The sequence below is a fragment of the Micromonospora sp. NPDC126480 genome, from assembly GCF_040302465.1.
Lineage (GTDB): Bacteria > Actinomycetota > Actinomycetes > Mycobacteriales > Micromonosporaceae > Micromonospora.
In genome coordinates, this window is record NZ_JBEORU010000013.1 from 136,869 (window position 1) to 163,348 (window position 26,480).

Annotated in this window: 20 protein-coding genes; 9 read left to right on the plus strand and 11 right to left on the minus strand. The window is 72.8% G+C overall.

From position 1 onward, the window contains the following. Positions 1–10: 10 nt before the first annotated feature. Together ABTW87_RS14955 and eno are read right to left on the minus strand one after the other, a co-directional pair. The gene (locus ABTW87_RS14955) at positions 11–640 is read right to left on the minus strand and encodes an FtsB family cell division protein (RefSeq protein ID WP_350651369.1); all 630 of its coding nucleotides are present in this window, start codon (positions 638–640) and stop codon (positions 11–13) included. 32 nt (positions 641–672) lie between these two features. Continuing rightward, entirely contained in the window at positions 673–1,956 is a 1,284-nt protein-coding gene (gene eno, locus ABTW87_RS14960) for a phosphopyruvate hydratase (protein ID WP_350651370.1), read from the minus strand. A 246-nt stretch (positions 1,957–2,202) separates the two neighbouring features. Here eno and ABTW87_RS14965 point away from each other — a divergent pair, with 246 nt between their 5' ends. Then, complete coding sequence (locus tag ABTW87_RS14965) at positions 2,203–2,895, plus strand: hypothetical protein (protein ID WP_350651371.1); 693 nt, start codon at positions 2,203–2,205, stop codon at positions 2,893–2,895. Beyond that, positions 2,892–3,773: an NAD(+) diphosphatase gene (gene nudC / locus ABTW87_RS14970; protein ID WP_350651372.1), complete on the plus strand. Its 882-nt coding sequence runs from the start codon at positions 2,892–2,894 to the stop codon at positions 3,771–3,773. Before ABTW87_RS14965 ends, nudC begins: the two co-directional genes overlap by 4 nt. A 75-nt stretch (positions 3,774–3,848) precedes the next feature. On the opposite strand, the gene ABTW87_RS14975 is transcribed toward nudC, so the two are convergent. From ABTW87_RS14975 to mfd, 4 genes are all read right to left on the minus strand, one after another. Then, the gene (locus ABTW87_RS14975; protein ID WP_350651373.1) at positions 3,849–5,468 is read right to left on the minus strand and encodes a DUF885 domain-containing protein; all 1,620 of its coding nucleotides are present in this window, start codon (positions 5,466–5,468) and stop codon (positions 3,849–3,851) included. 95 nt (positions 5,469–5,563) lie between these two features. Continuing rightward, the gene (locus tag ABTW87_RS14980) at positions 5,564–6,553 is read right to left on the minus strand and encodes a nucleoside triphosphate pyrophosphohydrolase (RefSeq protein ID WP_350651374.1); all 990 of its coding nucleotides are present in this window, start codon (positions 6,551–6,553) and stop codon (positions 5,564–5,566) included. Between the two features lie 2 nt (positions 6,554–6,555). Continuing rightward, entirely contained in the window at positions 6,556–7,311 is a 756-nt protein-coding gene (locus tag ABTW87_RS14985) for a hypothetical protein (RefSeq protein WP_350651375.1), read from the minus strand. A gap of 50 nt (positions 7,312–7,361) precedes the next feature. Continuing rightward, on the minus strand, positions 7,362–10,994 hold the full coding sequence (gene mfd / locus ABTW87_RS14990; protein WP_350651376.1) for a transcription-repair coupling factor: 3,633 nt from the start codon (positions 10,992–10,994) through the stop codon (positions 7,362–7,364). Between the two features lie 151 nt (positions 10,995–11,145). On the opposite strand from mfd, the gene ABTW87_RS14995 reads away from it, so the two are divergent. The 3 genes from ABTW87_RS14995 to ABTW87_RS15005 all read left to right on the plus strand — a co-directional run bounded on the left by ABTW87_RS14995 (position 11,146) and on the right by ABTW87_RS15005 (position 13,509). Further along, complete coding sequence (locus ABTW87_RS14995) at positions 11,146–12,036, plus strand: helix-turn-helix domain-containing protein (protein ID WP_350651377.1); 891 nt, start codon at positions 11,146–11,148, stop codon at positions 12,034–12,036. Between the two features lie 323 nt (positions 12,037–12,359). Beyond that, positions 12,360–13,274 (plus strand): cyclase family protein, encoded by a 915-nt coding sequence (locus ABTW87_RS15000; protein ID WP_350651378.1) that lies wholly within the window; start codon positions 12,360–12,362, stop codon positions 13,272–13,274. Positions 13,275–13,323: 49 nt separating this feature from the next. Continuing rightward, positions 13,324–13,509: a winged helix-turn-helix domain-containing protein gene (locus ABTW87_RS15005; RefSeq protein WP_350651390.1), complete on the plus strand. Its 186-nt coding sequence runs from the start codon at positions 13,324–13,326 to the stop codon at positions 13,507–13,509. Here the strand turns inward: ABTW87_RS15005 and ABTW87_RS15010 are convergent. Further along, a complete protein-coding gene (locus tag ABTW87_RS15010; protein WP_350651379.1) occupies positions 13,493–14,533 on the minus strand; it encodes a S66 family peptidase in 1,041 nt (346 codons plus the stop codon). The two genes, ABTW87_RS15005 and ABTW87_RS15010, sit on opposite strands and share 17 nt — an antisense overlap. A 351-nt stretch (positions 14,534–14,884) precedes the next feature. On the opposite strand from ABTW87_RS15010, the gene ppc reads away from it, so the two are divergent. Continuing rightward, entirely contained in the window at positions 14,885–17,671 is a 2,787-nt protein-coding gene (ppc, locus tag ABTW87_RS15015; protein ID WP_350651380.1) for a phosphoenolpyruvate carboxylase, read from the plus strand. A 99-nt stretch (positions 17,672–17,770) separates the two neighbouring features. Here the strand turns inward: ppc and ABTW87_RS15020 are convergent, their stop codons facing one another. Further along, on the minus strand, positions 17,771–18,523 hold the full coding sequence (locus tag ABTW87_RS15020) for a hypothetical protein (protein WP_350651381.1): 753 nt from the start codon (positions 18,521–18,523) through the stop codon (positions 17,771–17,773). A gap of 53 nt (positions 18,524–18,576) precedes the next feature. Here ABTW87_RS15020 and ABTW87_RS15025 point away from each other — a divergent pair, with 53 nt between their 5' ends. Continuing rightward, a complete protein-coding gene (locus ABTW87_RS15025) occupies positions 18,577–19,722 on the plus strand; it encodes a DNA recombination protein RmuC (protein ID WP_350651382.1) in 1,146 nt (381 codons plus the stop codon). A 174-nt stretch (positions 19,723–19,896) separates the two neighbouring features. Further along, positions 19,897–23,163 carry a S8 family serine peptidase gene (locus tag ABTW87_RS15030; RefSeq protein WP_350651383.1) on the plus strand — a complete coding sequence of 1,089 codons (3,267 nt, stop codon included), beginning with the start codon at positions 19,897–19,899 and terminating at the stop codon, positions 23,161–23,163. Between the two features lie 198 nt (positions 23,164–23,361). On the opposite strand, the gene ABTW87_RS15035 is transcribed toward ABTW87_RS15030, so the two are convergent. Then, positions 23,362–23,811, minus strand: a complete 450-nt coding sequence (locus tag ABTW87_RS15035; RefSeq protein WP_350651384.1) for a hypothetical protein — start codon at positions 23,809–23,811, stop codon at positions 23,362–23,364. 41 nt (positions 23,812–23,852) lie between these two features. Next, a complete protein-coding gene (locus ABTW87_RS15040) occupies positions 23,853–24,839 on the minus strand; it encodes a 4-hydroxy-3-methylbut-2-enyl diphosphate reductase (RefSeq protein WP_350651385.1) in 987 nt (328 codons plus the stop codon). Positions 24,840–24,919: 80 nt separating this feature from the next. On the opposite strand from ABTW87_RS15040, the gene xseA reads away from it, so the two are divergent. Further along, positions 24,920–26,143 carry an exodeoxyribonuclease VII large subunit gene (gene xseA, locus ABTW87_RS15045; RefSeq protein ID WP_350651386.1) on the plus strand — a complete coding sequence of 408 codons (1,224 nt, stop codon included), beginning with the start codon at positions 24,920–24,922 and terminating at the stop codon, positions 26,141–26,143. Between the two features lie 88 nt (positions 26,144–26,231). On the opposite strand, the gene ABTW87_RS15050 is transcribed toward xseA, so the two are convergent. Then, positions 26,232–26,480, minus strand: a 249-nt coding sequence (locus ABTW87_RS15050; protein WP_502891582.1) for a hypothetical protein, incomplete at its 5' end; no start/stop codon positions are given.

Genomic DNA, 26,480 nt, shown 5'->3' on the forward strand with positions numbered 1-26,480 from the left:
GCGGTGGTGCTCACGCGTCGGGCCGGTCCCCGTTGGCCGCCTCGACGCTCGACCACAGCGTGTTGTACCAGGGGTCGGGCGGTACCGGCTGAGCCGGACCGGCGGACTGGCCCGCGTCCCGGGCGGCGCCCTCCGGGTCGCGCAGCACCACAAGGATCTTCTCGTCGGGGCGGACCATGAAGAACCGCTCCCGCGCCTTCGCCTCGATGTACTTGGGGTCCTGCCACTTGGCGGCCCGCTCGGACAGCTCCTCGATCTGCTCCCGCTGCGCCGCCTGGGCGGCCTCCATCCGGGCGATGTCGGCCTGCTGGTCCAGGTAGACCCGGACCGGATAGGTGTAGCCGAGGGCGAGCGCGATGAGCACCGCGAACAGCACGGTCGCCCGCCCCGTGAAGCGTCGGGGGTGGGGTGCGGAGAGCCGCTTCACCGCGCCACCGGCAGCCGTCCGCCGGGCGGCCGGCCGGTTCGTCGCGCGTACCCCCTCGGTGGCCCGGGCCGGCGCGCGACCGGCGGTCGCCCGCGGCTCGGCGCGGACACCGCTCTCGCGGACCGGTCGGGCACCGCGGGCCCCGCCCGGCCGGCCGGTCTGACCGGGCCGGCGGGCGGGACGCTGGCCACCCGGCGTGCGACGCTGCTGCATCCTCACACCCCTCCCCCGAGGCTTCGCGTCCCTCAGGCCGAACGGTAGCGCGGGAAGGCGCCCGCTCCGGCGTACCGCGCCGCGTCGGCCAGCTCCTCCTCGATCCGCAGCAGCTGGTTGTACTTGGCGACGCGGTCCGAGCGGGCCGGAGCGCCGGTCTTGATCTGGCCGCAGCCGGTGGCGACGGCCAGGTCGGCGATGGTGGTGTCCTCGGTCTCGCCGGAGCGGTGGCTCATCATGCACTTGAAGCCGGCCCGGTGGGCCAGGTCCACCGCGTCCAGGGTCTCGGTGAGCGACCCGATCTGGTTGACCTTGACGAGTACGGCGTTGGCGGCGTTCTCGGCGATGCCCCGGGCGATGCGCTGCGGGTTCGTGACGAACAGGTCGTCGCCCACGATCTGGATCCGGTCACCGATGGACGCGGTAAGCGTCTGCCAGCCGGACCAGTCGTCCTCCGCCAGCGGGTCCTCGATCGAGACGATCGGGTACGCGTCGGCGAGCTTGGTGTAGTAGGCGCTCATCTCCTCCGCGGTCTTGGTGGCGCCCTCGAACGTGTAGGTGCCGTTCTCGAAGAACTCCGTCGCCGCCACGTCGAGCGCGAAGACGATGTCCGTGCCGAGCCGGTAGCCGGCGTTCTCGACCGCCTCGGCGATCAGGTCCAGCGCGGCGGCGTTGGTCGGCAGGTTCGGCGCGAAGCCGCCCTCGTCGCCGAGACCGGTCGAGAGGTCCTTCTTCTTCAGCACCGACTTCAGCGCGTGGTAGACCTCGGCACCGGAGCGCAGCGCGTCCCGGAACGTCGGCGCGCCGATCGGCGCGATCATGAACTCCTGGATGTCGACGTTGGAGTCCGCGTGGGCCCCGCCGTTGAGGATGTTCATCATCGGGACCGGCAGCAGGTGCGCGTTCGGCCCGCCGAGGTAGCGGAACAGGCTCAGCTCGGCGCTGCCGGCGGCCGCCTTCGCCACCGCCAGCGAGACGCCCAGGATCGCGTTGGCGCCCAGCTCGCTCTTGTTGTCCGTACCGTCGATGTCGAGCATCCGCTGGTCGATCAGCCGCTGCTCGCTGGCCTCGTACCCGATCAGCTCGTCGACGATCTTGTCCTCGATGTTCGAGACCGCCTTCTCGACACCCTTGCCCAGGTAGCGGTCCTTGTCACCGTCGCGCAGCTCGATCGCCTCGAAGGCGCCGGTGGAGGCGCCGGAGGGCACCGCGGCACGGGCGATCGTGCCGTCGTCGAGCCCGACCTCGACCTCGACCGTCGGGTTGCCCCGCGAGTCCAGAATCTCCCGGGCGACGATTCCCTCGATGGTTGCCACTGAGTCGCTCCTCATGTGTGTGTGCCGGTCCGGTATGGGCCGCGACGGTGCGGCTGAGGCAGGTGTTGCAACGCAGCGTATCGGGCGACGCCGTGGCGCACCGCGTCGCCCGGTGTACCGGGCGGCCGGCCACGCCGTCACGCGGCGTGTCCGGGACCCGCCTCCGGGACGGACATTCCCGTATTCTCGTACGTCAACCGGCAACGGGTTTGCGCGCGGTTGACCCGATCGGCAAGGCTGGGCGCCATGCCCGCCGCCTCGACCCGTCTCCGCCTGCTCGCCGCACTGGTCATCGCGTCGCTCACCGTCACCGGCTGTCAGACCCTCGACGACGCCGGCCGGGCCATCGGCCACTCCGACCTGGTGAACGATCTCGCGAACCGGCTGGACCAGGCACTGACCCTGACGTACTCGGCCGACTACCAGCTCGCCGCCGGACAGACCGCCAGCATCGCGCAGGCGCAGGAGCCGGCCCGTTCGGCGTACACCTGGCCAGGGGGCAGACTGACCGTCACCGAGGAGGCGACGACCCGGTGCGGGACCTCCGGCGGGCGGACGGTCTGCACCCTGGAGCCGCCGCCGGCCACCACGGCCAAACCGTCGGTCGCCATGTTCGCCGAGGCCAAGCGGCAGGGCCTGGTCACCCCGCCGGTGGTCGTCGGATTGCTGACCGCGGCCGCCCTCGACCCGGACGCGCTGATCACCAGCAGTGACACCACCCTCGCCGGGCGGCACGCCAGCTGCGTCGAGGTACGCGGATCGGCCAACGACTTCAGCGCCTGCGTGACCACCGAGGGGGCACTGGGCAGCTTCACCGGCCAGGTGGACGGCGCGCCGGTCGACCTGGCCCTGACCCGGTACCGGGAGACCGTCGACAGCACCGCGTTCGACCTGCCGCCGGGTGCCGGGGTGGTCGACCGCCGGCCCGCGGGTTCGTGACCGGCCGGGCGGACGAGCAGCCGGCCGCCGGCTCGTCGGGTGACCGCCCGGGTGCCGGCGCGTTCGTACCCGGCGCGGCGGTCGCCACCCCGGACGCCGGTGACCTTGCACTTCCGGTTGCCGGGCGTCGGCTGCTCACCGGCCCGGACGGCACCTTCCCGCGGGTCGCCGACCTGCCCGCCGGCACCGGGTGGGTCCCGCTGGGCACCCTCGACGGCCGGCCGGTCTGGACGGCCGAGCTGCCGGGCGAGGACGGCGTGGCCGGCCGGTGGCGGGGCTGGCGGTCGATCGCCGCCGAACTGCCCGAGCCGTACGCCGCGCTCGCCGGTCGGGCGTTGGCCCTGATCACCTGGCGGCGCACCCACCGGTGGTGCGGGGCCTGCCGCGAGGAGCTGGCCGACGTACCCGGCGAGACGGCCCGGCGCTGCCCCGGGTGCGAGCTGTACGTGCCGATGCAGCTGTCCGCGGCGGTCCTGACCGCGGTGACCCGGCCCGGCCCGGACGGCCGCCCGGACGAGCTGCTGCTGGTGCGCCACGCGTACGGGCCGGCGGGGTTGTGGGCGCTGGTCGCCGGGTTCGTGGAGGCCGGCGAGACGCTGGAGGAGGCGGTCCGCCGGGAGGTCGGCGAGGAGGTCGGGCTGGCCGTGGACCGGGTGGCGTACTTCGGCAGCCAGCCGTGGGCGATGTCCGGGCCGGGGACGCTGCTGGCCGGTTTCACCGCCCGCGCCGCGGACCCGCTGGCCGAGCCGGTCGTCGACGGGCGGGAGCTGGCCGAGGCGCGCTGGTTCCCGCTCGACGGGCTGCCCGCGGAGCTGCCGCCGGCGTACTCCATCTCCCGGTGGCTCATCGACGCGGCAGCGAACGGCGGGCGGCGCTGACCGGCCCCGCGCGGGCCAGCGCGGTGTTAACAGGGGGCCCTTGCTCTACCGCAGGCGTTAAGAAGGGGCCCTTCCTTACACCCCGAGCAGGGTGCGCAGGTGGCGCGGGGGTGGGCAGTCGTGCGCGAGCATCGCGTCGTGCCAGTCGCGGACGGACACGCCGTCCGGCCGGGCCGCGGCGATACCGGCCACCTCGCTGTACCCGACGAAGTACGTGGACAGCTGGGTCGAGGTGAGCAGCGCCCGCCGCCACTTGCCGGCCGCCTCGCCCTCCTCCTGGAAACCGCGCCCGGTCATCAGCGCCATCGCGTCCGCCTCGGTCATCCCCTCGCAGTGCACGAGCTGGTCGAGCAGCGCGTTGATGGTCATCCGCAGCTGCATCTTGAGCTGCTGGAGGCGCACCGGCACGCCGCCGAAACCGTGGTCGGCCATCACCTCCTCGGCGTACACCGCCCAGCCCTCCACGAACGGGCCGGAGCGGGACAGCGCCCGGACCCGGGTGGCACCGGTGTGCCGGCGGGCGTGCGCGAGCTGGAGAAAGTGGCCGGGCATCGCCTCGTGCACGGTGAGGTTGCGAACCATGTGGTCGTTGTACTCGCGGTAGAACGATTCAATTCGCCGCGCCGGCCAGTCCGCCGGCGTCGGGGCGATGCAGTAGAAGGTGGGCACGTCGGCCGTCTCCAGCGGCCCGGGCGAGTCGCAGTACGCGACCGCGACACCGCGCGCGAACTCCGGCATCACCTGGATGACGCACGGGTCGTCGACCAGGCTCACCAGGTCGTGGGCGCGCACGAAGTCGCTCGCCTCGTCCAGGGTTACCGACGCGAGCTCGACGATTGTGTGGTCGTCCGGGTGCTCGGCGGCGAGCAGGTCCAGCGCCCGGCGTACCGTCTCGTCGTCGGCCGGGCCGCCGACCAGCTCCACGGCCGCCGCGCGGATCTGCTCGGTCACCCGGTCCAGGTTCGTCCAGGCCCGGCGCTGGATCTCGGCGGCGCTCAACTCGGTGTCGAGCGTGTGCCAGAGCCGCGCCTCCCACAGCCGGCGCCCCAGGCGCGGGTCCCGCCCGGGCCCGCCGTCGCCGGCCAGGCCGGCACGGAGCCACGCCACGAACTCCTCGATCGCGGCGATCGCGCCCGCGGCCGCCGGTGCGACCCGGTCGTGCAGGCCGGGCGCCTGGTCGAGCAGGGCCGGCACCTCGTCGCGGATCAACGCCGCGGTGCCGGTGAACTGGCCGACCGCCGTCTCGGCGTGGATCCGCGGCATGTCGCGCAGGGTGGCCCGGGCGGTGGCGAGCGCGTCGGGTACGGCCTCCAGCCGGCCGGCCAGGTGGGTGAGCCGAACGTCGGCGGGAGCGTACGGGCGGGCCACGAGCGCGTGCAGCAACGCGCCGGGGTTGTGCCGCAACGGGTCCCACTCGTGGGCGCGGATCTCGTCCGCCTCGAACAGCTCCCGGTCGACCAGGGCGGTCAGCAGCGCGTGGTCCACCCGGTCGTCGACGTCGAGCCCGTCGGCGTCCACCTCGGACAGTGCGTCCGCGGCGTCCCGCAGCATGGCCCGGTCGGCTGCCAGCGCGTCGGCGGAGTGGTCCGGCAGCCGGTCGTCGTACCGGTGGTCCCCCGCGTTGGTGGCGACTCCCGGCCGCGCCGCCAGCAGCGCCTCGACGATCCGCTCCGCAAGCCCCGTGAACTCCTGCATGGGAGAACCCTACCGGCCCCGCACACCCGACCAACTCCCGTTGATCATGAAGTTGTAGCCGAAGGCAGCAGCGTGTCGCCGCTACAACTTCATGATCAACCCTGGGTGGGTGGGGTGGTGCGTTCCGTGGTGCGGACGGCGTCGGCGTAGGCCAGGGTGGCGCGGCGAAGGGCGGACTCCGGGTCGAGGTTTGCCGCACGGGCGGCGGCGACCGTGGTCAGGAGGCTGGCGCCGAGGCGTGCCTCCGGGTCCACCTGGGACTCCGCCAGTGGGGGCGGGACGGCAAGGCCGACGCGGGCGGCACGGTCGAGGACCTTCGCGGCCAGGGCGAGGGCGGGCTGGCTCATCGCGATCCCGTCCAGCACCGACTCGCGGGCCTTCTCGGCCCGCTTGATTCGCTCCCAGTTCTCCTCGATCTCCTCGAGCGTGCCGGCCCGTCCCTCAGCGAAGACGTGCGGATTGCGCCGGACCATCTTGTCGACCAGGCCGCCCGCCACGTCGTCGACGGTCCACCGCTCACCCTCGGGCAGCTCCTCGGCGAGCCGGGCGTGCAGCACCACCTGGAGCAGCACGTCGCCGAGTTCCTCGCGGAGCGCGTCGGTGTCCCCGGCGCTTATCGCGTCGTACGCCTCGTAGCACTCCTCCAGCAGGAAGCCGGCGAGACTCTGATGGGTCTGCGCCCGCTTCCACGGATCACCGCCCGGCGATACCAGCCGATCCAGCACCGCCACCGCGTCGAGCAGCCGCGCCCCGGGCGGGTCCCAGGAGCCGTACATCAGCTCCAGCTCGGCGAGCCCCGGCTCGCGGGCCAGACGCAGGCCAAGCTCCCGGGCGAGGGACTCGTCACCGGACGGACCGGCGAGCCAGACCGCCGTTCCGTGCGTGGCGACCGTGTCCAGCAACGCCACGGTCGCCCCGCCGTCGACCACGGTGACCTCGGCGCCCGCGGCGCGGACCGCCGTCGCCAGCTCGCTCTCCGCCCCGGCCAGCACCGGGTGCCGGCGTACGACGTCCCAGGCGGCCGCCGTGAGCAGGCCCGCCGGCAGCCGCGGCGAGGTGACCAGCAGGACGATCCGCGCCGACATGCTCAGGAGGCGACCGGCTCGTCCGCCTCGGTCGGCTCGACCGTCGGGAGCGGCTCCGGGGTGGAGATGTCGGTGACCGCGTCCGAGCCCGGCTCACCCAAAGGCACACTCACCGCCGGGGCGTTGCCGGAGAAGCTGAGCACCGGGAACTCCAGCGGGCGGTACCGGGGATTGACCGTGACGTCATACGTCTCGACCGCCTCCGCCAGCGTCTTGCGGGTGGCCAGTGCGGTCCGCAGCTGCGGGCCGTCGAGCTGACCGGCCGCCGCGTCGTCGGGCACGTCGGGCGGGATCACGCCCGCCTCGCGGCCGGCGGCGATCACGTCCGCCAGCTCCTGCTCGGTGGGTGCGGCCGGCTCGCCGGCGGGCAGGCCGGACAGGCAGGTGTAGAGAGCGGCGAGCTTCGCCACGTACTCCGACTCCGCAGCGAGGCCGAGCTGGCGGGCAACCTGAGCCGGCTCCGCCTGACCCTGCGGCCGGTAGCCCTTCTCGGCGGACACCCGCTGGCACACCTCGCTCAGCACGAGCGCGCTCACCACCTGGTTCCGGCCGGGCACCTGCGGCGGCGGCGCGCCCAGGTCGGGGCTGGCCGTCGGAGCCGCGGTCGCCCGCAGCTCGTCGAGGACACCGGTCACGGCATCCTCGGTGATCCGCTGGTCGCCGACGTACGCGGCGACACCGGGCTCGGTACGGCAACCGGCGAGGGCGACGAGGCCGACCGCCACGGTGGCGACGGCGACAAGACGGCGAGCACGCATGACGGCAACTCTCTCACGCCCGCCACCGGCGGTGTGACTCCCCCCACGGCTCATCGCGGGGTCCCCGCCAGGGCCGCCGGCTCCCCCAGGACGTCGGAGAGGAGCTGGCCGCACCACTCCAGCAGCGCCAGGTCGCGCAGCGGCTCGCCGCCGACCCGCCGGGTGCTCGGCCGCGGCACGCTGACCTGGTCGAGCGCGGACTTGTAGACCGCGTCCGGGTGGTAGCGCTTGAGCCGCAACTGCTTCGAGTCGGGCAGCGGAAGCGGGCCGAAGCGGATGTGCCTGCCCTGCATGCTCACATCGGTGAGCCCGTAGCGGCGGGCGAGCAGCCGGAACCGCGCCACCGCCACCAGGTTCTGCACCGGGGCCGGCGGCTCCCCGTACCGGTCGGTCATCTCGGCAACCACCTCACGCAGCCGCTCCTCGTCGCGGGCCTCGGCCAGCTTGCGGTACATCTCCAGGCGCAGCCGCTCCACGCCGACGTAGTCGTGCGGCAGGTGCGCATCCACCGGAAGGTCGACCTTGACCTCGACCTCCTCCTCCGGACGTTCGCCCTTGAACGCCTGGACCGCCTCGCCGACCATCCGCACGTACAGGTCGAAGCCGACGCCCTCGATGTGCCCGGACTGCTCGCCGCCGAGCAGGTTGCCCGCCCCGCGGATCTCCAGGTCCTTCATCGCCACGTACATGCCGGCGCCCAGCTCGGTGTGCTGCGCGATGGTCGCCAGCCGCTCGTGGGCGTGCTCGGTGAGCGGCTTGTCCGGCGGGTAGAGGAAGTACGCGTACGCCCGTTCCCGACCCCGGCCCACCCGGCCGCGGATCTGGTGCAGCTGGGCCAGGCCGAGCAGGTCGGCCCGCTCGACGATCAGGGTGTTGGCGTTCGGGATGTCGATGCCGGACTCCACGATCGTCGTGCAGACCAGGACGTCGAACTCCTTCTCCCAGAAGCCGACCATGACCTTCTCCAGGGCCTCCTCGCCCATCTGCCCGTGCGCGACCGCGACCCGGGCCTCGGGCACCAGCTCGCGCAGCTTCCGGGCCGCCCGCTCAATCGACTCGACCCGGTTGTGCAGGTAGAAGACCTGGCCGTCGCGGAGCAGCTCGCGGTGGATGGCGGCGGCCACCTGCCGCTCGTCGTGCGCCCCGACGGCGGTGAGCACCGGATGCCGCTCCTCCGGCGGGGTGGCGATCGTGGACATCTCCCGGATGCCGGTGATCGCCATCTCCAGCGTCCGGGGGATCGGGGTGGCCGACATGCTCAGCACGTCGACCGAGGCCCGCATCGACTTGAGGTGCTCCTTGTGCTCGACGCCGAACCGCTGCTCCTCGTCGACGATGACCAGGCCGAGCGACTTGAACCGGGTGGCCGACTGGAGCAGCCGGTGGGTGCCGATGACGATGTCGGCGGTACCGTCCGCCGCCATGGCCAGGGTCTGCTCGGCCTCCTTCGGCGTCTGGAACCGGGACAACTGGCGGATCGTCACCGGGAACTGACCCATCCGCTCGGCGAACGTGTTGTAGTGCTGCTGCACCAGCAGGGTGGTGGGCACCAGCACCGCCACCTGCTTGCCGTCCTGCACCGCCTTGAACGCCGCGCGGACCGCGATCTCGGTCTTGCCGTAGCCGACGTCGCCACAGATCAGCCGGTCCATCGGGACGGTCTGCTCCATGTCCCGCTTGACCTCTTCGATCGCGGCGAGCTGGTCCGGCGTCTCCTGCCAGGGGAACGCGTCCTCCAGTTCCCGCTGCCACGGGGTGTCCGGCCCGAAGTTGTGCCCCTTGGACGCCTTGCGCGCCGCGTACAGCTGAATGAGCTGCGCGGCGATCTCCCGGACCGCCTTGCGGGCGCGGGCCTTCGACTTCTGCCAGTCCGAACCGCCCATCTTGTGCAGCGTCGGCTGCTCACCGCCGACGTACCGGGAGAGCTGGTCGAGCTGGTCGGTGGGGACGAAGAGCCGGTCGCCGGGCTGGCCGCGCTTGCTCGGGGCGTACTCGATGACCAGGTATTCCCGGCTCGCGCCGTTGACGGTGCGCTGCACCAGCTCCACGTACCGGCCGATGCCGTGCTGCTCGTGCACCACATGGTCGCCGGCCCGCAGCTCCAGCGGATCGATCGTGTTGCGCCGCCGGCTCGGCATCTTGCGCATGTCCCGGGTCGAGGCGCCCCGGCCGCCGGTGACGTCGGAGCCGGTGAGCAGCACGAACCGCGCCGCCTCGTCGACGAATCCGCTGGTCAGGGATCCGCAGGTGACCAGCACCCCGCCGGGGGCGGGCGCCGCCGGCAACTCCTCGACCAGGCTGGCGCCCAGCCCGGCGTCCCGCAGCACCTCGACCGCCCGCTGGGCGGGCCCGTGCCCCTCGAAGACCAACGCGATCGACCAGCCCTCGCCGGCCCAGCGCTTCAGGTCGTCGACCACCCGCGCGGTCTCGCCGTGGTAGAGCGGGGCGGGTTGGGCGGCCAGGGTCACCGCGATCGCGTCGTCCGGTGTGACGTCGATCTCGGCCGGCTCGTCCTCCCACGGCTGTCGTTCAGCGGCGGCAGGCTCGGCCAGGCCGAACGGCGAAACCGTCCACCAGGGCTGGCCCAGGGTGCGGGCGGCCGCCCGGACGTCCGCGAGGGTCCGGAAGGCGGCGGCGCCGAGGTCGACCGGGGCCGCGCCGCCGACCGCGGCCGCGGCCCAGCTGGCCTGGAGAAACTCCTCCGAGGTACGGACCAGGTCATGGGCCCGGGTCCGGATCCGCTCCGGGTCGCAGAGCAGGACGTGGGTGCCGGCCGGCATCGTGTCGATCAGCAGCTCCATCGAGCCCGTGCCGATCAGGGCCGGGGCGAGCGACTCCATGCCCTCGACCGGGATGCCCTCGGCCAACTTGTCGAGGATCTCGGCCAGCTCCGGGTGCTCCTCGGCGAGGACTGCGGCGCGCTTGCGGACCGACGGGGTGAGCAGCAGCTCCCGGCAGGGTGCGGCCCACAGCAGCGGCACCTGCTCGATGGTGCGCTGGTCGGCGACGGCGAAGGTGCGGATCTCCTCCACCTCGTCGCCCCAGAACTCGACCCGGGACGGATGCTCGTCGGTGGGCGGGAACACGTCGAGGATGCCGCCGCGCACGGCGAACTCGCCGCGCTTGGTGACCAGGTCGACCCGGGCGTACGCCATGTCGGTGAGCCGGCGCGCCACGTCCTCGAGGTCGGCCTCGTCGCCGGCGGCCAGCCGCACCGGCTCCAGGTCGCCGAGGCCCTTGAGCTGCGGCTGCAGCAGGGACCGGACCGGCGCGACGACCACCCGCAGCGGGCCGGTGCGGCCGTGCGCGTCGGCCGAGTCCGGGTGGGCCAGCCGGCGCAGCACGGCCAGCCGGCGGCCCACCGTGTCCGACCGGGGCGAGAGCCGCTCGTGCGGGAGGGTCTCCCAGGACGGGAAGACCGCGACCTGCTCGGCCGGCAGGAGGCAGCCCAGCGCGGCGGCGAGGTCGTCGGCCTCGCGGCTGGTGGCCGTGACCGCGAGCACCGGGCGGCCGGCGCCGCCCACGGGCTCGTCGGCGGCGACGGCGGCTACCGCGAACGGGCGCAGCGCCGGCGGCGCGGTCAGGTCGAGCCCGTCCACCTGGGCGGCTCCGGTTCGCGCCAGGTCACGGGCCCGGGCGAGGGCCGGGTCGGCGAGGGCGGCGGCGAAGAGTCCGGTGAGCATCTGATCCACTTCTGTGACGGCACGACGATCACCCCTCGTCCGGGCTGGACGGGGGGTTGTATCACTCGACACTATCTCTCCGGGGTGACGATCGACGTCCACGTGGCCGGGATCGCCCTCAGGCCCGGCGACGACGACCTGGGGAGGACGGATGCCGGAGGGAACCGGGAGCGATCCGCGCCGGCGCACCACACCGGCGCGGTGGCGGGTGCTGGGTCACCCGCCCGGGATCCTGATTTACCAGGTGCGGTGCATCGTCGAGCACCACGGCTGGACCGATCCCGCGCAGGAACGGACGCACAAGGTGATGCTCGGCCGGTCGGGCGTCTACCGGCGCCGGGTCAACGGCCGGACGGCGTTGTCCGACGCCACCTCGGTGCTGCTCACCCGGCCCGGCGACGAGATGGCGGTGGCGCATCCGCTCGGCTGCGGCGACTCGTACACCTGCCTGGAGGTCGACCCCGAGGTGCTGGCCGAGCGGCCTGGTGCCGCCCGCTGGCTGCACCAGGCCGGCTGGGAGGGCTCGTCCGACGCGTCGCTGGACCTGGCACACCGGCTGCTGGTCGCGGACCTCCGGCGCGGGCTGGACGCGTTCGAGATGTCCGAGCGGCTGCACCGCTTCCTCGACCGGCTGCTCGACCACACCGACCCCGACGGTGGCCGGCCGTGGGCGGACCTCGACCGGGCGGTCGGTCGGCGGGCGGCCACCCTGGCGGCGCACCGCCAGTTGGTCGACCGGGCGCGCGAGGTCCTCGCCACGGCGGACTTCGCACTCACCCTCGACGACGTGGCCCGGGCGGTCGGCGCGTCACCGCACCACCTGAGCCGGGTGTTCCAGCGCGTCACCGGGAGCAGCCTCACCGCGTACCGCAACCGGTTACGGGTCCGGGCGGTGCTCGACACCCTCGCCGAGCCGGACGGGCTGCCGCTGCGGCTGGTGGCGTCGGAGTACGGCTTCGCCGACCAGGCCCACCTCACCCGGGTGGTCCGCGACCACGTCGGCCACCCGCCCGCCCGCCTGCGCGCCCTCCTCGCTGTGTAAGGAAGGGCCCCTTATTAACGCCTCCGGTAGAGGAAGGGCCCCTTGTTAACACCCGCCCACGCCGGCGCGCCCGGTGGCGCGCTGCCCGGCGGACCGACCAACCGAGCAAGGATCTTCAAGACCCGGCCTGCCGGAACGCCGGAGGATGGATCCCGTCGACCCGGGGGTGGGCGGGCCTGTTCGGGGAGGCCCGCAGCCCCGCCGGGCAAGTCGCCGGCGGCGACCCGACGCCGGTCCCGGAGGTGTCGCACCCCCCTGCGGCATCTCCGGCCGTCGGCGTACGGATCTTGACCGGTCCCGAGGACCGTGATCGGCTTGCCGGTATGAGCGGACAATGGCGCGCCCAGTTCGACGCGGCTGTCGACTTCGCCAACGGCGGCGGCCTCCGCGCCGAGGGCTTCCGGCTCGACATCCCGGGCCGGGAGATCGACGACGCGGACCTGGCGGCACTCTTCGTGCGGCACCTGGGGCTGCTGATGGTCGCCGAGGTACGGATCACCAACAAGACCGTCCTCGAGGAACCGCACAAGGGCGGGCGTGGCGTGCCCGGAACCGCCGGCGGGACGGCCCGCCGCCTCGTCGAGTTGAGTCACCCGATCACCGACGGGATGGTCACCCTGCCCGGCTGGCCGGCACCGCGGGTCACCGACTGGCTGACCCGCGAGGCGTCCCGCGCGAACTACGCGCCGGGCACCGAGTTCCACGTCGGCCGCATCGACATGATCGCCAACACCGGCACGTACGTGGACACCCCCGCGCATCGCTACCCCGACGGCCCCGACCTCACCGGCGTACCACTGGACCGGCTGGCCGACCTTCCGGGCGTCGTCGTTCGCGTCCCGGCCGGGACCCGCGCGGTGGACCGGCTCATGCTGGCGCCGTACGACGTGGCCGGCCGGGCGGTGTTGCTACACACCGGCTGGTCGGCGCACTTCGGCGCCGAGCGGTACGGCGCACCGGAGGCGCCGTACCTCACCGGCGACGGCGCCTCCGCCCTGGTCGAGGCCGGGGCCGCCCTGGTCGGCATCGACTCGATCAACATCGACGACATGAGCCCGGCCTCCGGCGGGAAGCGGCCGGCGCACAGCGCACTGCTGGCCGCCGGTATCCCGATCGTTGAGCACTTGACCAGCCTCGACGCCCTGCCGCCGGAGGGGTTCCGGTTCACCGCCGCACCGCCGCGGGTGGCCGGCATGGGCACCTTCCCGGTCCGCGCCTTCGCCGTCGTCGAGGGCTGACGGATCCGCCCGGACGCGAGCGCGACTTCCCGCGAGTCGGGGTAAGCGAATCGAGTCAGGCGAGTACCAGCCCGGCGCCAAACTGCCCTCAGGCACTGAGCTGTGTGCCGAGTTCGGAGTATCACGCCAGGTGGTTCGCTCGGCGATCGACTGGCTCAAGGCGCGAGGACTGGTTGAAGGAGCGCCCGGAACTGGGTGTTCGTCCGGGAGCCGGGCGGTCAGTAGCGCACGCTGATGCGGCGCTGCGCCGCGTCGACCCGGACGTCGCCGCCGTACGGGAGGATCAGCTGCGGATCCGTGTGCCCGATGTCCAGGTCGAACACGACGACCGCGTCCGGGTTGTACATCGACAACGCCCGGGTCACCGCCGCCCGCTGTTCCGCCGCGTACGCGGCCTTCTCGGCCGGATCGAGCCGCCGGTCGAACTCCCAGGCCTTCGCCCGGCCGACAAGCACCGCCGGGAACGTGCCGAGCAGCCCTCGCTCGCCCAGGTTGCGCAGGATCCGGAAGACCTCGGTGTCCGACGGCAGTTCCTCGCTGGTCTCCAGCACGAGGACCGACCCGGCCAGGTCGGCGACGGGCGCGACGCGGTCGGCGGCGAGCAGCCAGTGCAGGATCTCCAGGTTGCCGCCCCACAGCCGGCCCTCGACCACCCGCTCCGGGCCGGCCCAGGTCCAGCCCGAGCCGGGGAACATCACCGGCTCGTACGCCAGTGACGCCGGGTCGTTCCAGTCGTTCGGCTGGTCGCCCCACTCGGTGGCCGGGACCAGTTCGTACCACCCGTTGGTGAACAGCGCCGCGCGCAGCGAGTCGAACGTCAACGGGTGCGGCGCACCTGACCGGCCGAGGTGCACCAGCACCGACCCGCCGTGGTAGCTGACGATCCCCAGCCGGTGCAGGTGGTTGAGCACGTTTGTGTTGTCCGAGTAGCCGAAGTACGGCTTCGGGTTCGCCCGCAGCACCGCGTCGTCGAGGTGCGGGGTGACCGTGATCAGGTCTTCCCCGCCGACGGTGGCGAGCACCGCGGTCACCGTCGGGTCGGCGAAGGCGTCGGTCAGGTCCCGGGCCCGGTCCCGCGGGTCGGCGCCCATCACCCGGGTGGTCGGGTACTCGACCGGCTCCAGGCCGAACTCCTCGCGCAGGCGGCGCAGACCCAGCTCGTACACGTGCGGGAAGAGACCCGGCAGCCCGGCGGAGGGCGACACGACCGCGACGCGATCGCCGGGTCGTGGCTTGGGCGGATAGCGCAACGTCGGCATGATCCGGACGCTACCGAGCGGGGCCAGCGGTTTTCGAAACGGCATGAAACGCCCGAAGCCTTCCCTAGGCTGGCGGCGTGGAGGAGCAGTGGGACCGGGCCGTCCGCGACTGGGCGCGCGGTGGCGACGCCCGCGGCGTGGTCGGGGTGACCATTGCCACCCCCCCCGCCGCCACCGGGCCGCCAGGCCGCCGCACCCGTCGGGAGCAGCGACGATGCGTGAGTTGTTAAGAAGGGGCCCCGCTACTACCGAAGGCGTTAACAAGGGGCCCCTCCTTACATGCGGGTCCGCGCGGATACGATCCAGGGAGTCGGACAGCGCTGTCCTTCGTACTCACGTAAGGAGCGCACAGTGACCGACCAACACGATCACGACGGCCCCGACGCCGCACTGCGCGCCGACATCCGCCGCCTCGGCACCCTGCTCGGCCAGACCCTCGCCCGCCAGGAGGGCCGGCCCCTGCTCGACCTCGTCGAGGACATCCGCGCGCAGGTCCGCACCGACGCGCCGGCCGCGGCGCAGCGGCTCGCCGGGCTGGACGTCACCACCGGCACCAAGCTGGCCCGCGCCTTCTCGACGTACTTCCACCTGGCCAACATCACCGAGCAGGTGCACCGCGCCCGCGACCTGCGCCGCCGCCGCGCCATCCAGGGTGGCTGGCTGGACCAGGCCGCCAAAATGATCGCCGAACGGGGCGTGCCCGCCGAGGAGATCGCGGCGGCCGCCCGCCGGCTCGCGGTCCGCCCGGTCTTCACCGCCCACCCCACCGAGGCGGCCCGCCGCTCGATCCTGTCGAAGCTCCGCGCGATCGCCGACGAGCTGGACGCCGAGACGGCCAACGCGATCCTGTACGGCGCCAGCGACGAGGGCCCGGCCAACCGCCGCCTGGCCGAGCTGCTCGACCTGATGTGGCAGACCGACGAGCTGCGGCTGGACCGGCCCGATCCGACCGACGAGGCGCGCAACGCCATCTACTACCTGCGTGACCTGTACGCCGAGGCGGCGCCGCAGGTCCTCGACGACCTCGCCGACACGCTGCGTACGCTCGGCGTGGAGACGTCACCCACCGCCCGGCCGCTGACCTTCGGCACCTGGATCGGCGGTGACCGGGACGGCAACCCGTTCGTCACGCCCACGGTGACCCGCGAGGTGCTGATCATCCAGCACGAACACGGCATCGCGGCCACCGAGAAGGCGATGGACCAGCTCATCAACGAGGTGTCCGTCTCCCGGCGGCTGCGTGGCGTCTCGCTGGACCTCTCCGCCAGTCTCGCCGCCGACCTGGACGCCCTTCCCGAGGTGGCGCCCCGGTTCCGCCGGGTCAACGCCGAGGAGCCGTACCGGCTCAAGGCCCGCTGCGTGAAGGCGAAGCTCGCCAACACCCGGCAACGGCTGCGGCAGGGCACCGCGCACGTGCCGGGCCGGGACTACCGCGGCTCCGGCGAGCTGATCGCCGACCTCGAGCTGCTGCGCGCCTCGCTGGCCCGCAACTCCGGCCAGCTCACCGCCGTGGGCCGGCTCGCCTCGACCATCCGTACGGTCTCCGCCTTCGGCCTGCACCTCGCCACCATGGACGTACGCGAGCACGCCGAGAAGCACCACGAGGTGCTCGCCCAGCTCTACGAGGCGGTTGGCGAGGTGGCGGACTACCCGTCGCTGAGCCGGCTGGAGCGCACCAAGCTGCTCGCCGACGAGCTGACCGGCCGCCGGCCGCTGTCCACTCTCGACACTCCGCTCACCGAGTCGGCCCGCAAGACGTTCGACGTCTTCACCACCATCCGCGAGGCACAGGACCGGTTCGGCGCCGAGGTGATCGAGTCGTACATCATCTCGATGACCCTGGGCGTCGACGACGTCCTCGCGGCGGTCGTGCTGGCCCGCGAGGCCGGCCTGGTCGACGTGCACAGCGGCCGGGCCCGGATCGGCCTCGTGCCGCTGCTGGAGACGCCCGCCGAGCTGAACGCCGGCGGCGACCTGCTGGACGAGCTGCTGTCGCTGCCGGCGTACCGGGCGCTTGTCGCGGCCCGCGGTGACGTGCAGGAGGTGATGCTGGGCTACTCCGACTCCAACAAGGAGGCCGGCATCACCACCAGCCAGTGGTCCATCCACCGGGCGCAGCGCGCGCTGCGCGACGTGGCCGCACGGCACGGGGTGCACCTGCGGCTCTTCCACGGCCGGGGCGGCACCGTCGGCCGCGGCGGCGGGCCGACGCACGACGCGATCCTGGCCCAGCCGTACGGGACGCTGGACGGCGCGATCAAGGTGACCGAGCAGGGCGAGGTGATCTCCGACAAGTACACGCTGCCGGCGCTGGCCCGGGAGAACCTGGAGCTCACCACCGCCGCGGTGCTGCAGGCCACGCTGCTGCACACGGCGCCCCGCCAGCCCGCCGAGATGCTGGAGCGCTGGGACGCGACGATGGACGTGGTCAGCGCGGCGGCGTACCGGTCGTACCGGTCACTCGTGGAGGACCCGGACCTGGCGGCGTACTTCTGGGCGTCCACCCCCACCGAGCTGCTGGGCGCGCTGAACATCGGCTCCCGGCCGGCGAAGCGGCCGAACACCGGCGCCGGGCTCGCCGGGCTGCGGGCCATCCCGTGGGTGTTCGGCTGGACCCAGACCCGGCAGATCGTGCCCGGCTGGTTCGGGGTGGGCTCCGGCCTTGCGGCCGCCCGCGAGGCCGGCCACGCGGACGTGCTCGCCGAGATGCACCGCAGCTGGCACTTCTTCCGGACGTTCCTGTCGAACGTCGAGATGATGCTCACCAAGACCGACCTGACGATCGCCCGCCGGTACGTGGAGACGCTGGTGCCGAAGAAGCTGCACCCGATCTTCCACCAGATCGAGCAGGAGTACGAGCTGACCAAGCGCGAGGTCCTCGCCGTGACCGCGTCGCCGGACCTGCTGGAGAACTCCCCGGTGCTGCAGCGCACGCTCGCCGTGCGGGACACCTACCTGGAGCCGCTGCACCACCTCCAGGTGGCGCTGTTGCGGCAGTACCGGGAGTCCGGTGCGGCGGGCCGGGCGGTGGCGACCGCACCCGGTGGCCGGCGCGCGCCGAGCGACGGCACGGCGCTGGAACGCGCCCTGCTCACCACGGTCAACGGCATCGCCGCCGGCATGCGCAACACCGGCTGAGGTGTAAGGAAGGGCCCCCTTATTAACGCCTGAGGTAGAGGAAGGGTCCCTTGTTAACAGTCAGCTGTTAATAAGGGACCCTTCCTTCCGCGGGCGGCGTCACCAGTCGCCACCGCCGAAGTCACCGCCGCCGAAGTCGCCGCCACCGAAGTCGCCGCCCTCGCCGCCCTCGCCGCCGGCGTCGCCCTCGCCGTAGCCGGCGCCGTCCTGGAAGCCCTCCTCGTAGTCGGCGCCGTACCCCGGGTCGCCCCACATCGGGGAGAAGAGCGCGTCGGCGATCAGCAGACCACCGACCACACCGGCGCCCGTACCCAACGCCGTCTTCCACCACGGCGTCGAATACCACCCAGCGGGCACCGCCCGGCCCTGGAACCGCCCTCCCGGGTAGTAGTAGGGCGTGTCCCGGCCGGGCTGCGGGCCGGCCTTGAAGGTCTGCCCCTGCACGTCCACCTCGCGCTCCCGGGTGAGCTGCCCGGCACCCCGTGCCGCCGCGAGCGGCGGCAGCTCGGGCCCCGGGTCGATCCCCAGCGCGGTCCGAGCCGCCCGGATGTACGCCAGTCCCTCCAGTGCCGTCTCCCGGGCGAGCGCGTACTGGTGCGGCGTCCGCGCCTGCTCCAGCTGCGACCCGGCCGCGTTGTACCGCTCTCCCGCGTCGGCAAGCGCCTGCCGTACCGCCGGGTCGTCACCGCCGAGGTTCATCAGCTGCCCGCCCAGACGCTCGTACCAGCGCCGGGCCTCCGCGCGCGTGTCGGCCAGCTCGTCGCTCCGGCGGGCGCCGGCCTGGGCGCGGACGACCGCGAACGCGATCACCGCGCCGAGGGCCACCACGCCGAGGCACAGCAGAAGTTCCATGACGCGTACGTACCCACGCCCGCCGCGTCGTACCCGTTTGGCAAGCTCTGCGCATGGACTTTCCGACGCTGGCCGTGGTGGTCGTCTGCCTCGCCGCGGGCGGCGCGGTGGGGTGGTATGCGGCAACGGCCCGGTCGGCCACCCGGGTCGCCCGGTTGGAGGCCACCCTGACGGCCACCCGGGAGGGCGAGGGCCGGTTGGAGCAGTCCATGCGCGCGCTCAGCTACGAGGCCACCGCGCAGTCCCAGGAGGCCGTGGCCCGCGCGGTGGCACCGCTGCACGACACCCTCCGACGGTACGAGCAGCGCGTCGCGGAGCTGGAGCGCGACCGGGTCGACGCGTACGCGGAGCTGCGCGAGCAGGTGCGCGCGATGAGCACCGTCTCCGGTGAGCTGCGCACCGAGACGAAGCAGCTCGTCGCGGCGCTGCGGGCGCCCCAGGTCCGGGGCCGCTGGGGTGAGCACCAGCTGCGCCGCATCGTCGAGGCGGCCGGCATGCTGGAGCACTGCGACTTCGCCGAGCAGGTGACCGCCGCTACCGATCATCAGGGGGTCCGTCCCGACCTGGTGGTCCGGCTGCACGGGGGCCGCTCGGTGGTGGTGGACGCCAAGGCGCCGTTCGAGGCGTACCTGACCGCGATGGAGGCCCGCGACGAGCGCGGGCGGGACGCGCACCTCGACGCCCACGCGAAGCACCTGCGTGCCCACGTCGACGCACTGGCCGCCAAGACGTACTGGGCCGCGTTCGACCAGGCGCCCGAGTTCGTGGTGCTGTTCGTGCCGGCCGATCCGTTCCTCGACGTGGCGTTGCAGCGCGATCCGACGCTGCTGGAGCACGCCTTCGCCCGCAACGTGGTGCTCGCGACCCCGGCCACCCTGGTCGCGCTGCTGCGTACCGTGGCGTACTCGTGGCGCCAGGAGGCGTTGGCGCGCAACGCGGTGGCGGTGCACACGCTCGCCCGGGAGCTGTACGGCCGGCTGTCCACTCTGGGCGACCACGTCGGGAAGCTGGGCTCGGCGCTCGGTGGGGCGGTCACCGCGTACAACCGGGCGGTCGGTTCGCTGGAGGCACGGGTGCTGGTCAGCGCGCGCAAGCTCGCCGAGCTCGGCGTCTCCGGCGAAGAGCTGGCCGCGCCCGCGCAGCTCGAGGTGGCACCCCGCCAGCCGCAGGCACCGGAGTTGCTGGAGCCGGGTTCCTGAGAGGACGTTCACGGTCCGTCCCCACCCGGCGCAGGATGTGACAATGCGTGTCCGCGCATGTCACGAGATGGTCACAACGAACTGCCCGGTAGTGACACCGGACATCGATACCGCGAAGGATGCGGTCACGCGTGCCCTGCATCTGAGGGCCCTGTTCTCTGGAGGAAAGAGAACGTGAGCAAACCCCGAAACCTGAGCCGGCGTACCTCCGCCGCGCTCTTCGCGTCGGTCATGGCCGCCAGTGCCGTGACCGTCGCGGGCGGCGCCGCCACCGCGAGCGCCGCACCAGCCGCACCCGGCACCGCGCCGGCCACCCCCATCGAGGCGCTGGGTTCGCACGACGCCAAGCTGCTCGCCGAGGCGGAGGCGAAGAAGGCCCCCACCGTCACCCTCATCGTCTCGACCGGCAAGGGCGGGACCAAGGACGTCGCCGACGACCTGAAGGGTCTCGGCGCGGCCGTCACCGAGCGGTACGACACCATCGGCTACGTCCTGGCGAAGGTCCCCACCGACAAGGTGGTGAAGGCCGCCACGCTGCCCGGCGTCTCCGCGGTCGACCTGGACGAGACGATCCAGCGGCCCGACCCGCGGCCGGAGCGCGCCGCCGACGGCCGGAAGGCCGCCAAGCAGGGCACGACGCTGAGCGGTCCGGGCGCCGACACCCGCGCCGACAACCCGTACATGCCGACCAACGAGACCGGCGCCGTCAAGTTCGTCGACCAGCACCCGGAGTGGGACGGTCGCGGCGTCACGATCGGCATCATGGACTCCGGTGTGGACCTGGACCACCCGGCGCTCCAGCAGACCACCACCGGCGAGCGCAAGATCGTCGACTGGGTCACCGCGACGGACCCGTTCGAGGACGCCACCTGGCGCCCGATGATCACCGAGGTGACCGGCCCGACGTTCAGCGCCGCCGGCCTGACCTGGACCGCGCCGGCCGGTACCTACCGGTTCAACCGGTTCAGCGAGTCCATCACCAACAACAGCGACCCGGCCGGTGACGTCAACCGCGACGGTGACAAGACCGACGCCTTCGGCATCCTCTTCGACCCGGCGACCAACAACATCTGGGTCGACACCGACAACGACAACGACTTCACCGACGAGGCCGTGATGCGGCCGTACCGGGAGAAGTTCGACGTCGGCTACTTCGGTACCGACAACCCGGCGACCGCGATCAAGGAGCGGATGTCGTTCGTCGTCCAGTACCGCAAGGGCGTGGACACCACCCCGGTCGGCGGCCCCGGCCTGGTCGACTACGTCAACATCGGCATCGTCGAGAGCGCGCACGGCAGCCACGTCGCCGGCATCACCGCCGCCAACGACATGCTGGGCAACGACGCGTTCGACGGCGCGGCGCCCGGCGCGAAGCTCGTCTCCGCCCGTGCCTGCTCGTGGGGCGGCGGCTGCACCTACGCGGCCCTCACCACCGGCATGGCCGACCTGGTGATCAACCGCGGTGTCGACGTCGTCAACATGTCGATCGGCGGCCTGCCGGCGCTGAACGACGGCAACAACGCCCGCGCCGAGCTGTACAACAACCTGATCACCACGTACGGCGTGCAGATGTTCATCTCCGCCGGCAACTCCGGTCCGGGTGTGAACACCATCGGCGACCCGTCGGCCTCGACCAACGTGGTCAGCGTCGCCGCCAGCGTCAGCAGGGACACCTGGCTGGCCAACTACGGCTCGGTGGTGAAGAAGAAGAACGCCTTGTTCAACTTCTCCTCGCGCGGCCCGCGTGAGGACGGCGGCGCCAAGCCGAACATCGCGGCTCCGGGGTCGGCCATCTCCACCATCCCGGTCTGGCAGGCCGGCAGCCCGGTCCCCGAGGCCGGGTACGCCCTCCCGCCGGGCTACGGGATGTTCAACGGCACGTCGATGGCCTCCCCCCAGGCCGCCGGTGCCGCCGCGCTGCTGCTGTCGGCCGCCAAGGCGAACGACCTGGGTGTCACGCCGGCGGCGCTGCGCCGGGCGATCTTCAGCTCGGCCAAGCCCATCGCGGGTGTCCCGACCTACGGCCAGGGCTACGGCATGTTCAACGTGCCGGGCGCCTGGAAGCTGCTGCGCAAGGGCGTGTCGACCCGTTCGTACGTCTCGGACGCCCCGGTCTGCACCGTGCTCGCCGGTCAGCTCGCCACCCCGAACCGCGGCACCGGCGTCTACAACCGCTGCGGCTCGGCCGACGGCGGCCACAAGGTCGGCCAGTCGAAGACCTACCAGGTCAAGCTGACCCGCACCAGCGGGCCGGCCGGCAACATCAAGCACAACGTCGGCCTGCGGGGCAACGACGGCACGTTCTCCGCGCCGAAGACCGTCGCCCTGCCGCTCAACCAGACCGTCACCCTCACGGTCTTCGCCAAGCCGAAGAGCGCGGGTGCGCACAGCACGATCATGACGATCGACGACCCGGCGACCAACACGATCGACTTCGAGGTCTCCGCCGTGGTGGTGGCCTCGAACGACGTCAAGAAGCCGGCCTTCTCCTACTCCGCCGAGGGTTCGGTGCACCGGAACAGCACCACGTCGTACTTCGTGACGGTGCCGCCGGGCGCCGGTGCGCTGCAGGTGAACCTCTCCGGCATCGCCACCGGCTCGCAGACCCGGTTCATCGCCTTCAACCCGTACGGCGTGCCGGTGGAGAGCACGTCGAGCCTGGCGTGCTTCACCAACTTCACCAGCGCGGTCGTCTGCAACGCCTTCGAGCGGGACTACCAGAACCCGATCCCCGGTGTCTGGGAGATCGAGGTGGAGTCGCGGCGCACCTCGCCGGCGTTGAACAACCCGTACCAGATCCAGGCGCGGGTTCAGGGCGTCGCGGTCGAGCCGGCCGTGGTCGAACTGCCGGCGGTCGACGCCGGTACGGCCACCCCGGTCACCTGGTCGCTGAAGAACACCTTCGGCCCGGTGTCGGTGACCGGCCAGGGCGGCCCGCTGTCCAGCGTGAACGCCGAGCGGCCCACGATCGTGGAGCTGGCTCAGCAGGAGTTCACCGTCGAGGTGCCGGCCGGGGCGACCAGCTTCACCGCCCGGATCGGCAACCCGGCGAACGCCAGCGCCGACCTCGACCTGTACGTCTACCGGGGCACCACCCTGGTCGGGCAGCAGGCCGACGGTGACTCGGAGGAGGCCGTGACGATCGCGAACCCGGTGGCCGGCACCTACCGGATCGTCGTCGACGCGTACGCCGTCGACGGTGCCGGTGGCAGCACCGAGTACGACTACCGGGACTCGTTCTCCGCCCCGGCGCTCGGCACCCTGTCGGCGCCGTCGACCCCGCTCACCCTGGCGCACGGCGCCACCGGCTCGCTCACGGGCACGGTGACCGCCCAGTCCACCCCGGCCGCCGGCCGGGAGCTCTACGGTGAGCTGGCCGTGGTGACGTCGGAGGGCGCGGTCGTCGGCCGCGGCGCCGTCGCCATCGGCGCGGTGAACTGACCCACCAGTAGCACGGCAGGAGCCCGTCCCCGGTCCCGGGGGCGGGCTCCCGTCGTATGGCGTGGTCCCTGGCGAGGCGCCGGCGGGCCACCATCGCGCCAGCCCCCGGCGGGCGACTGTGCCACCAGCCCCCGGCCGTTGACGTGGTGTCAGCCCGGCGGGCAACTCCGGGCGCAGCCCCGGCGGGCGACGGTGGTGTCAGCCCCGGCGGGCCGCCGTCTCGACCATGAAGGGGGTGCCCTGCTGGCAGGTGGTCATCAAGTCGGGCTGGATCTTGCCGGTCACGATCACCGACGCGCCGGCGGTCAGCACGTCGCGCGGGCCGCCGATCAGCAGGTACCCGTCGAGCAGCAGGCAACCGGGCTCGACGCCCGACTCGACCGTCCCGGTCAGCGTGGCGGCGCCCTCCGGCGGTGGCTTGGTCGGCCCGCCCGGCGACTTGGGGGGCCGGGTCGGCACCGGGACCGTCGACGGCGGCGGTTGGGCCGGTGTCGTCGGTACCGGGCCGGTGACCGTCGGATCGGGTGGAGTCGTCACCGGCGTCGCTCCCGTCGGGGTTGGAGTGCCGTCACCTGTGCCCTGGCCGCCGCAGGCGCCGAGCGCCAGGCTGACGGCCAGCGCCGGAACGGCGAGCCGAAAGATCCTCATACCGCTTTGACGCAGCGGAGGCATCGACCGTTCCCCCCGGGTCAGCCCCGGGCCGCGGCGGCGGCCTTCAGATCCCGCTTGAGCTCCTGCGGCAGCGAGAAGGTCAGCCGCTCGTTGGCGGTCACCACCTCCTCGACGTCGGTGAAACCGCGGGCCGCGAGGTGGGTGAGCACCTCCTGCACCAGCTCGTCGGGGACACTGGCACCCGAGGTCAGGCCGACCGTACGCGCGCCATCGAGCCAGGCGTCGTCGATCTCGTTGGCGAAGTCGACGAGGTGACCGGCCCGCGCGCCCGCGTCGAGGGCCACCTCGACCAGGCGGACCGAGTTCGACGAGTTCCGCGAGCCGACGACGAGCATCACATCGCAGTCCGGCGCGATCTCCTTGACCACGTGCTGCCGGTTGCTCGTGGCGTAGCAGATGTCGTCGCTCGGCGGGGACTGGAGCATCGGCAGCCGCTTCTTCAGCCGGGCCACCGTCTCCAGCGTCTCGTCCACCGACAGCGTGGTCTGGGACAGCCACACGACCTTGTTCGGGTCGCGCACGGTGACCCGGTCGGCGCCGTCCGGGCCGTCGACGAGCTGGATGTGCTCGGGAGCCTCCCCGGAGGTGCCGATGACCTCCTCGTGGCCCTCGTGGCCGATCAGCAGGATGTCGTAGTCCTCGGCGGCGAACCGCTTGGCCTCCTGGTGCACCTTCGTGACCAGCGGGCACGTCGCGTCGATCGCCTTCAGCGAACGCGCCTTCGCCTGCTCGTACACCTCGGGGGCGACGCCGTGCGCGGAGAAGATCACGGTGGCGCCCTCGGGCACCTCCTCGTTCTCCTCCACGAAGATCGCGCCCTTGGCCTCCAGCGTCCGCACGACGTGCTTGTTGTGCACGATCTGCTTGCGGACGTAGATCGGCGCGCCGTAGAGCTTGAGCGCCTCCTCGACGGTCTGCACCGCCCGGTCGACGCCCGCGCAGTAACCGCGGGGCTTCGCCAGGAGCACGCGCTTGCCGGTCCGGGTCGCTTCAGCCTCAGTCACCCGCCCATCGTACGTGCCGGCTCGCCGACCGGCAGCGGCCGCGACCGCCCTGCGTCGGGGGCGGGCCTTAGGGTGGGCGGGTGAGTTCGGGAGGGGACGTGCCGCGGAGCACGTCCGAGGAGCCGTGGCCGGTCCGGGTGGTCAGCCAGAAGGTCGGCGCGTGGATCGCGCGGCTGGGCTGGGTGTGGGTGGACGGGCAGGTGGCGCAGATCAGCCGCCGGCCCGGGGCGAGCACCGTCTTCCTCACCCTGCGCGACCCGTCCGCCGACCTGAGTCTCACCGTCACCACCAACCGCGACGTGCTGGACTCCGGCGCGCCGGAGCTGCGCGAGGGCGCCCGGGTGGTGCTGCACGCCAAGCCGGAGTTCTACGCCGCCCGGGGCACGCTGAGCCTGCGCGCGGACGAGATCCGGCAGGTGGGGCTCGGTGAGCTCCTGGCCCGGCTGGAGAAGCTCAAGAAGCTGCTGGCCGCCGAAGGGCTCTTCGACCGGGCACGCAAGCGGCGCCCGCCGTTCCTGCCGAACCGGATCGGGCTCATCACCGGCCGGGCCAGCGCGGCCGAACGCGACGTGCTCACCAACGCGCGCCGGCGCTGGCCGGCGGTGGCGTTCCGGACGGTCAACGTGGCCGTGCAGGGGCCGTCGGCGGTGCCGCAGATCGTCGACGCGCTGAAGGTGCTCGACGCCGACCCGAGCATCGACGTGATCGTCATCACCCGGGGTGGCGGCAGCATCGAGGACCTGCTGCCGTTCTCCGACGAGGCGCTGTGCCGGGCGGTGTTCGCCTGCCGCACGCCGGTGGTCAGCGCGATCGGCCACGAGACCGACGCGCCGCTGCTCGACTACGTCGCCGACGTCCGCGCCTCCACGCCCACCGACGCGGCGAAGCGGGTCGTCCCGGACCTCGCCGAGGAGGTACGCCTCATCGGGCAGGCCCGGTCCCGTCTGGAGCGCGCGGTACGCAACCTGGTCGACCGCGAGTCCCACCGGCTCGACCTGCTGCGGTCCCGGCCGGTGCTGGCCCGGCCCCAGGTGATGGTCGAGCAGCGGATGACCGACGTGACCGGGCTGCGCCAGCGGGCCGGTCGCTGTCTCGACCACCGGCTGGCCGCCGCCGACGACGACCTGCGGCACACGCTGGCCCGCCTGCGGGCCCTCTCCCCCGCCGCCACCCTCGACCGGGGGTACGCGATCGTGCAGCGCGCCGACGGCCACGTCGTCCGCGCGGCGTCGGAGGTCGGCAAGGGCGACCCGCTGCGGGTACGCCTCGCCGACGGCGAGCTGGCCGCGACCGTCGACGGCTGACGCCTTGTCGGCTTGATCGCGCTCGTACCTTCCTTTCACGCCGCCGCCGCATGATCACGCCCGGACGCACAAGTCAACACCGTTGCGTTTAGCGCCGTGACCGGGAGGCAAGCCCTTTTTCGAAGATTGTGATGTCGGCGTGGAAGCTGTAGGTCTGTGTGGTTGCGGGATGGTGGGCGGCGTTCGGGCTGTATTTGCTGGTCGGGTTTTTGCGGGAGCGGGCTTTGAGGCGGGGGCGGCGGCGTGCGGGTAGTAGGTCGGCCAGGACGGCGTGGCCTATCGTGCCGAGCAGGTCGGTGGGGTTGTGCGGTAGGACTGCGGTGGCGGTGGTGATCGT

Coding starts and splice junctions, on each gene's coding strand:
- ABTW87_RS14955 (WP_350651369.1), bottom strand. CDS start 640: ATGCAGCAGCGTCGCACGCCGGGTGGCCAGCGTCCCGCCCGCCGGCCC.
- ABTW87_RS14965 (WP_350651371.1), top strand. CDS start 2,203: ATGCCCGCCGCCTCGACCCGTCTCCGCCTGCTCGCCGCACTGGTCATC.
- ABTW87_RS14975 (WP_350651373.1), bottom strand. CDS start 5,468: ATGCAGGAGTTCACGGGGCTTGCGGAGCGGATCGTCGAGGCGCTGCTG.
- ABTW87_RS14980 (WP_350651374.1), bottom strand. CDS start 6,553: ATGTCGGCGCGGATCGTCCTGCTGGTCACCTCGCCGCGGCTGCCGGCG.
- ABTW87_RS14985 (WP_350651375.1), bottom strand. CDS start 7,311: ATGCGTGCTCGCCGTCTTGTCGCCGTCGCCACCGTGGCGGTCGGCCTC.
- mfd (WP_350651376.1), bottom strand. CDS start 10,994: ATGCTCACCGGACTCTTCGCCGCCGCCCTCGCCGACCCGGCCCTCGCC.
- ABTW87_RS14995 (WP_350651377.1), top strand. CDS start 11,146: ATGCCGGAGGGAACCGGGAGCGATCCGCGCCGGCGCACCACACCGGCG.
- ABTW87_RS15000 (WP_350651378.1), top strand. CDS start 12,360: ATGAGCGGACAATGGCGCGCCCAGTTCGACGCGGCTGTCGACTTCGCC.
- ABTW87_RS15010 (WP_350651379.1), bottom strand. CDS start 14,533: ATGCCGACGTTGCGCTATCCGCCCAAGCCACGACCCGGCGATCGCGTC.
- ABTW87_RS15020 (WP_350651381.1), bottom strand. CDS start 18,523: ATGGAACTTCTGCTGTGCCTCGGCGTGGTGGCCCTCGGCGCGGTGATC.
- ABTW87_RS15025 (WP_350651382.1), top strand. CDS start 18,577: ATGGACTTTCCGACGCTGGCCGTGGTGGTCGTCTGCCTCGCCGCGGGC.
- ABTW87_RS15035 (WP_350651384.1), bottom strand. CDS start 23,811: ATGAGGATCTTTCGGCTCGCCGTTCCGGCGCTGGCCGTCAGCCTGGCG.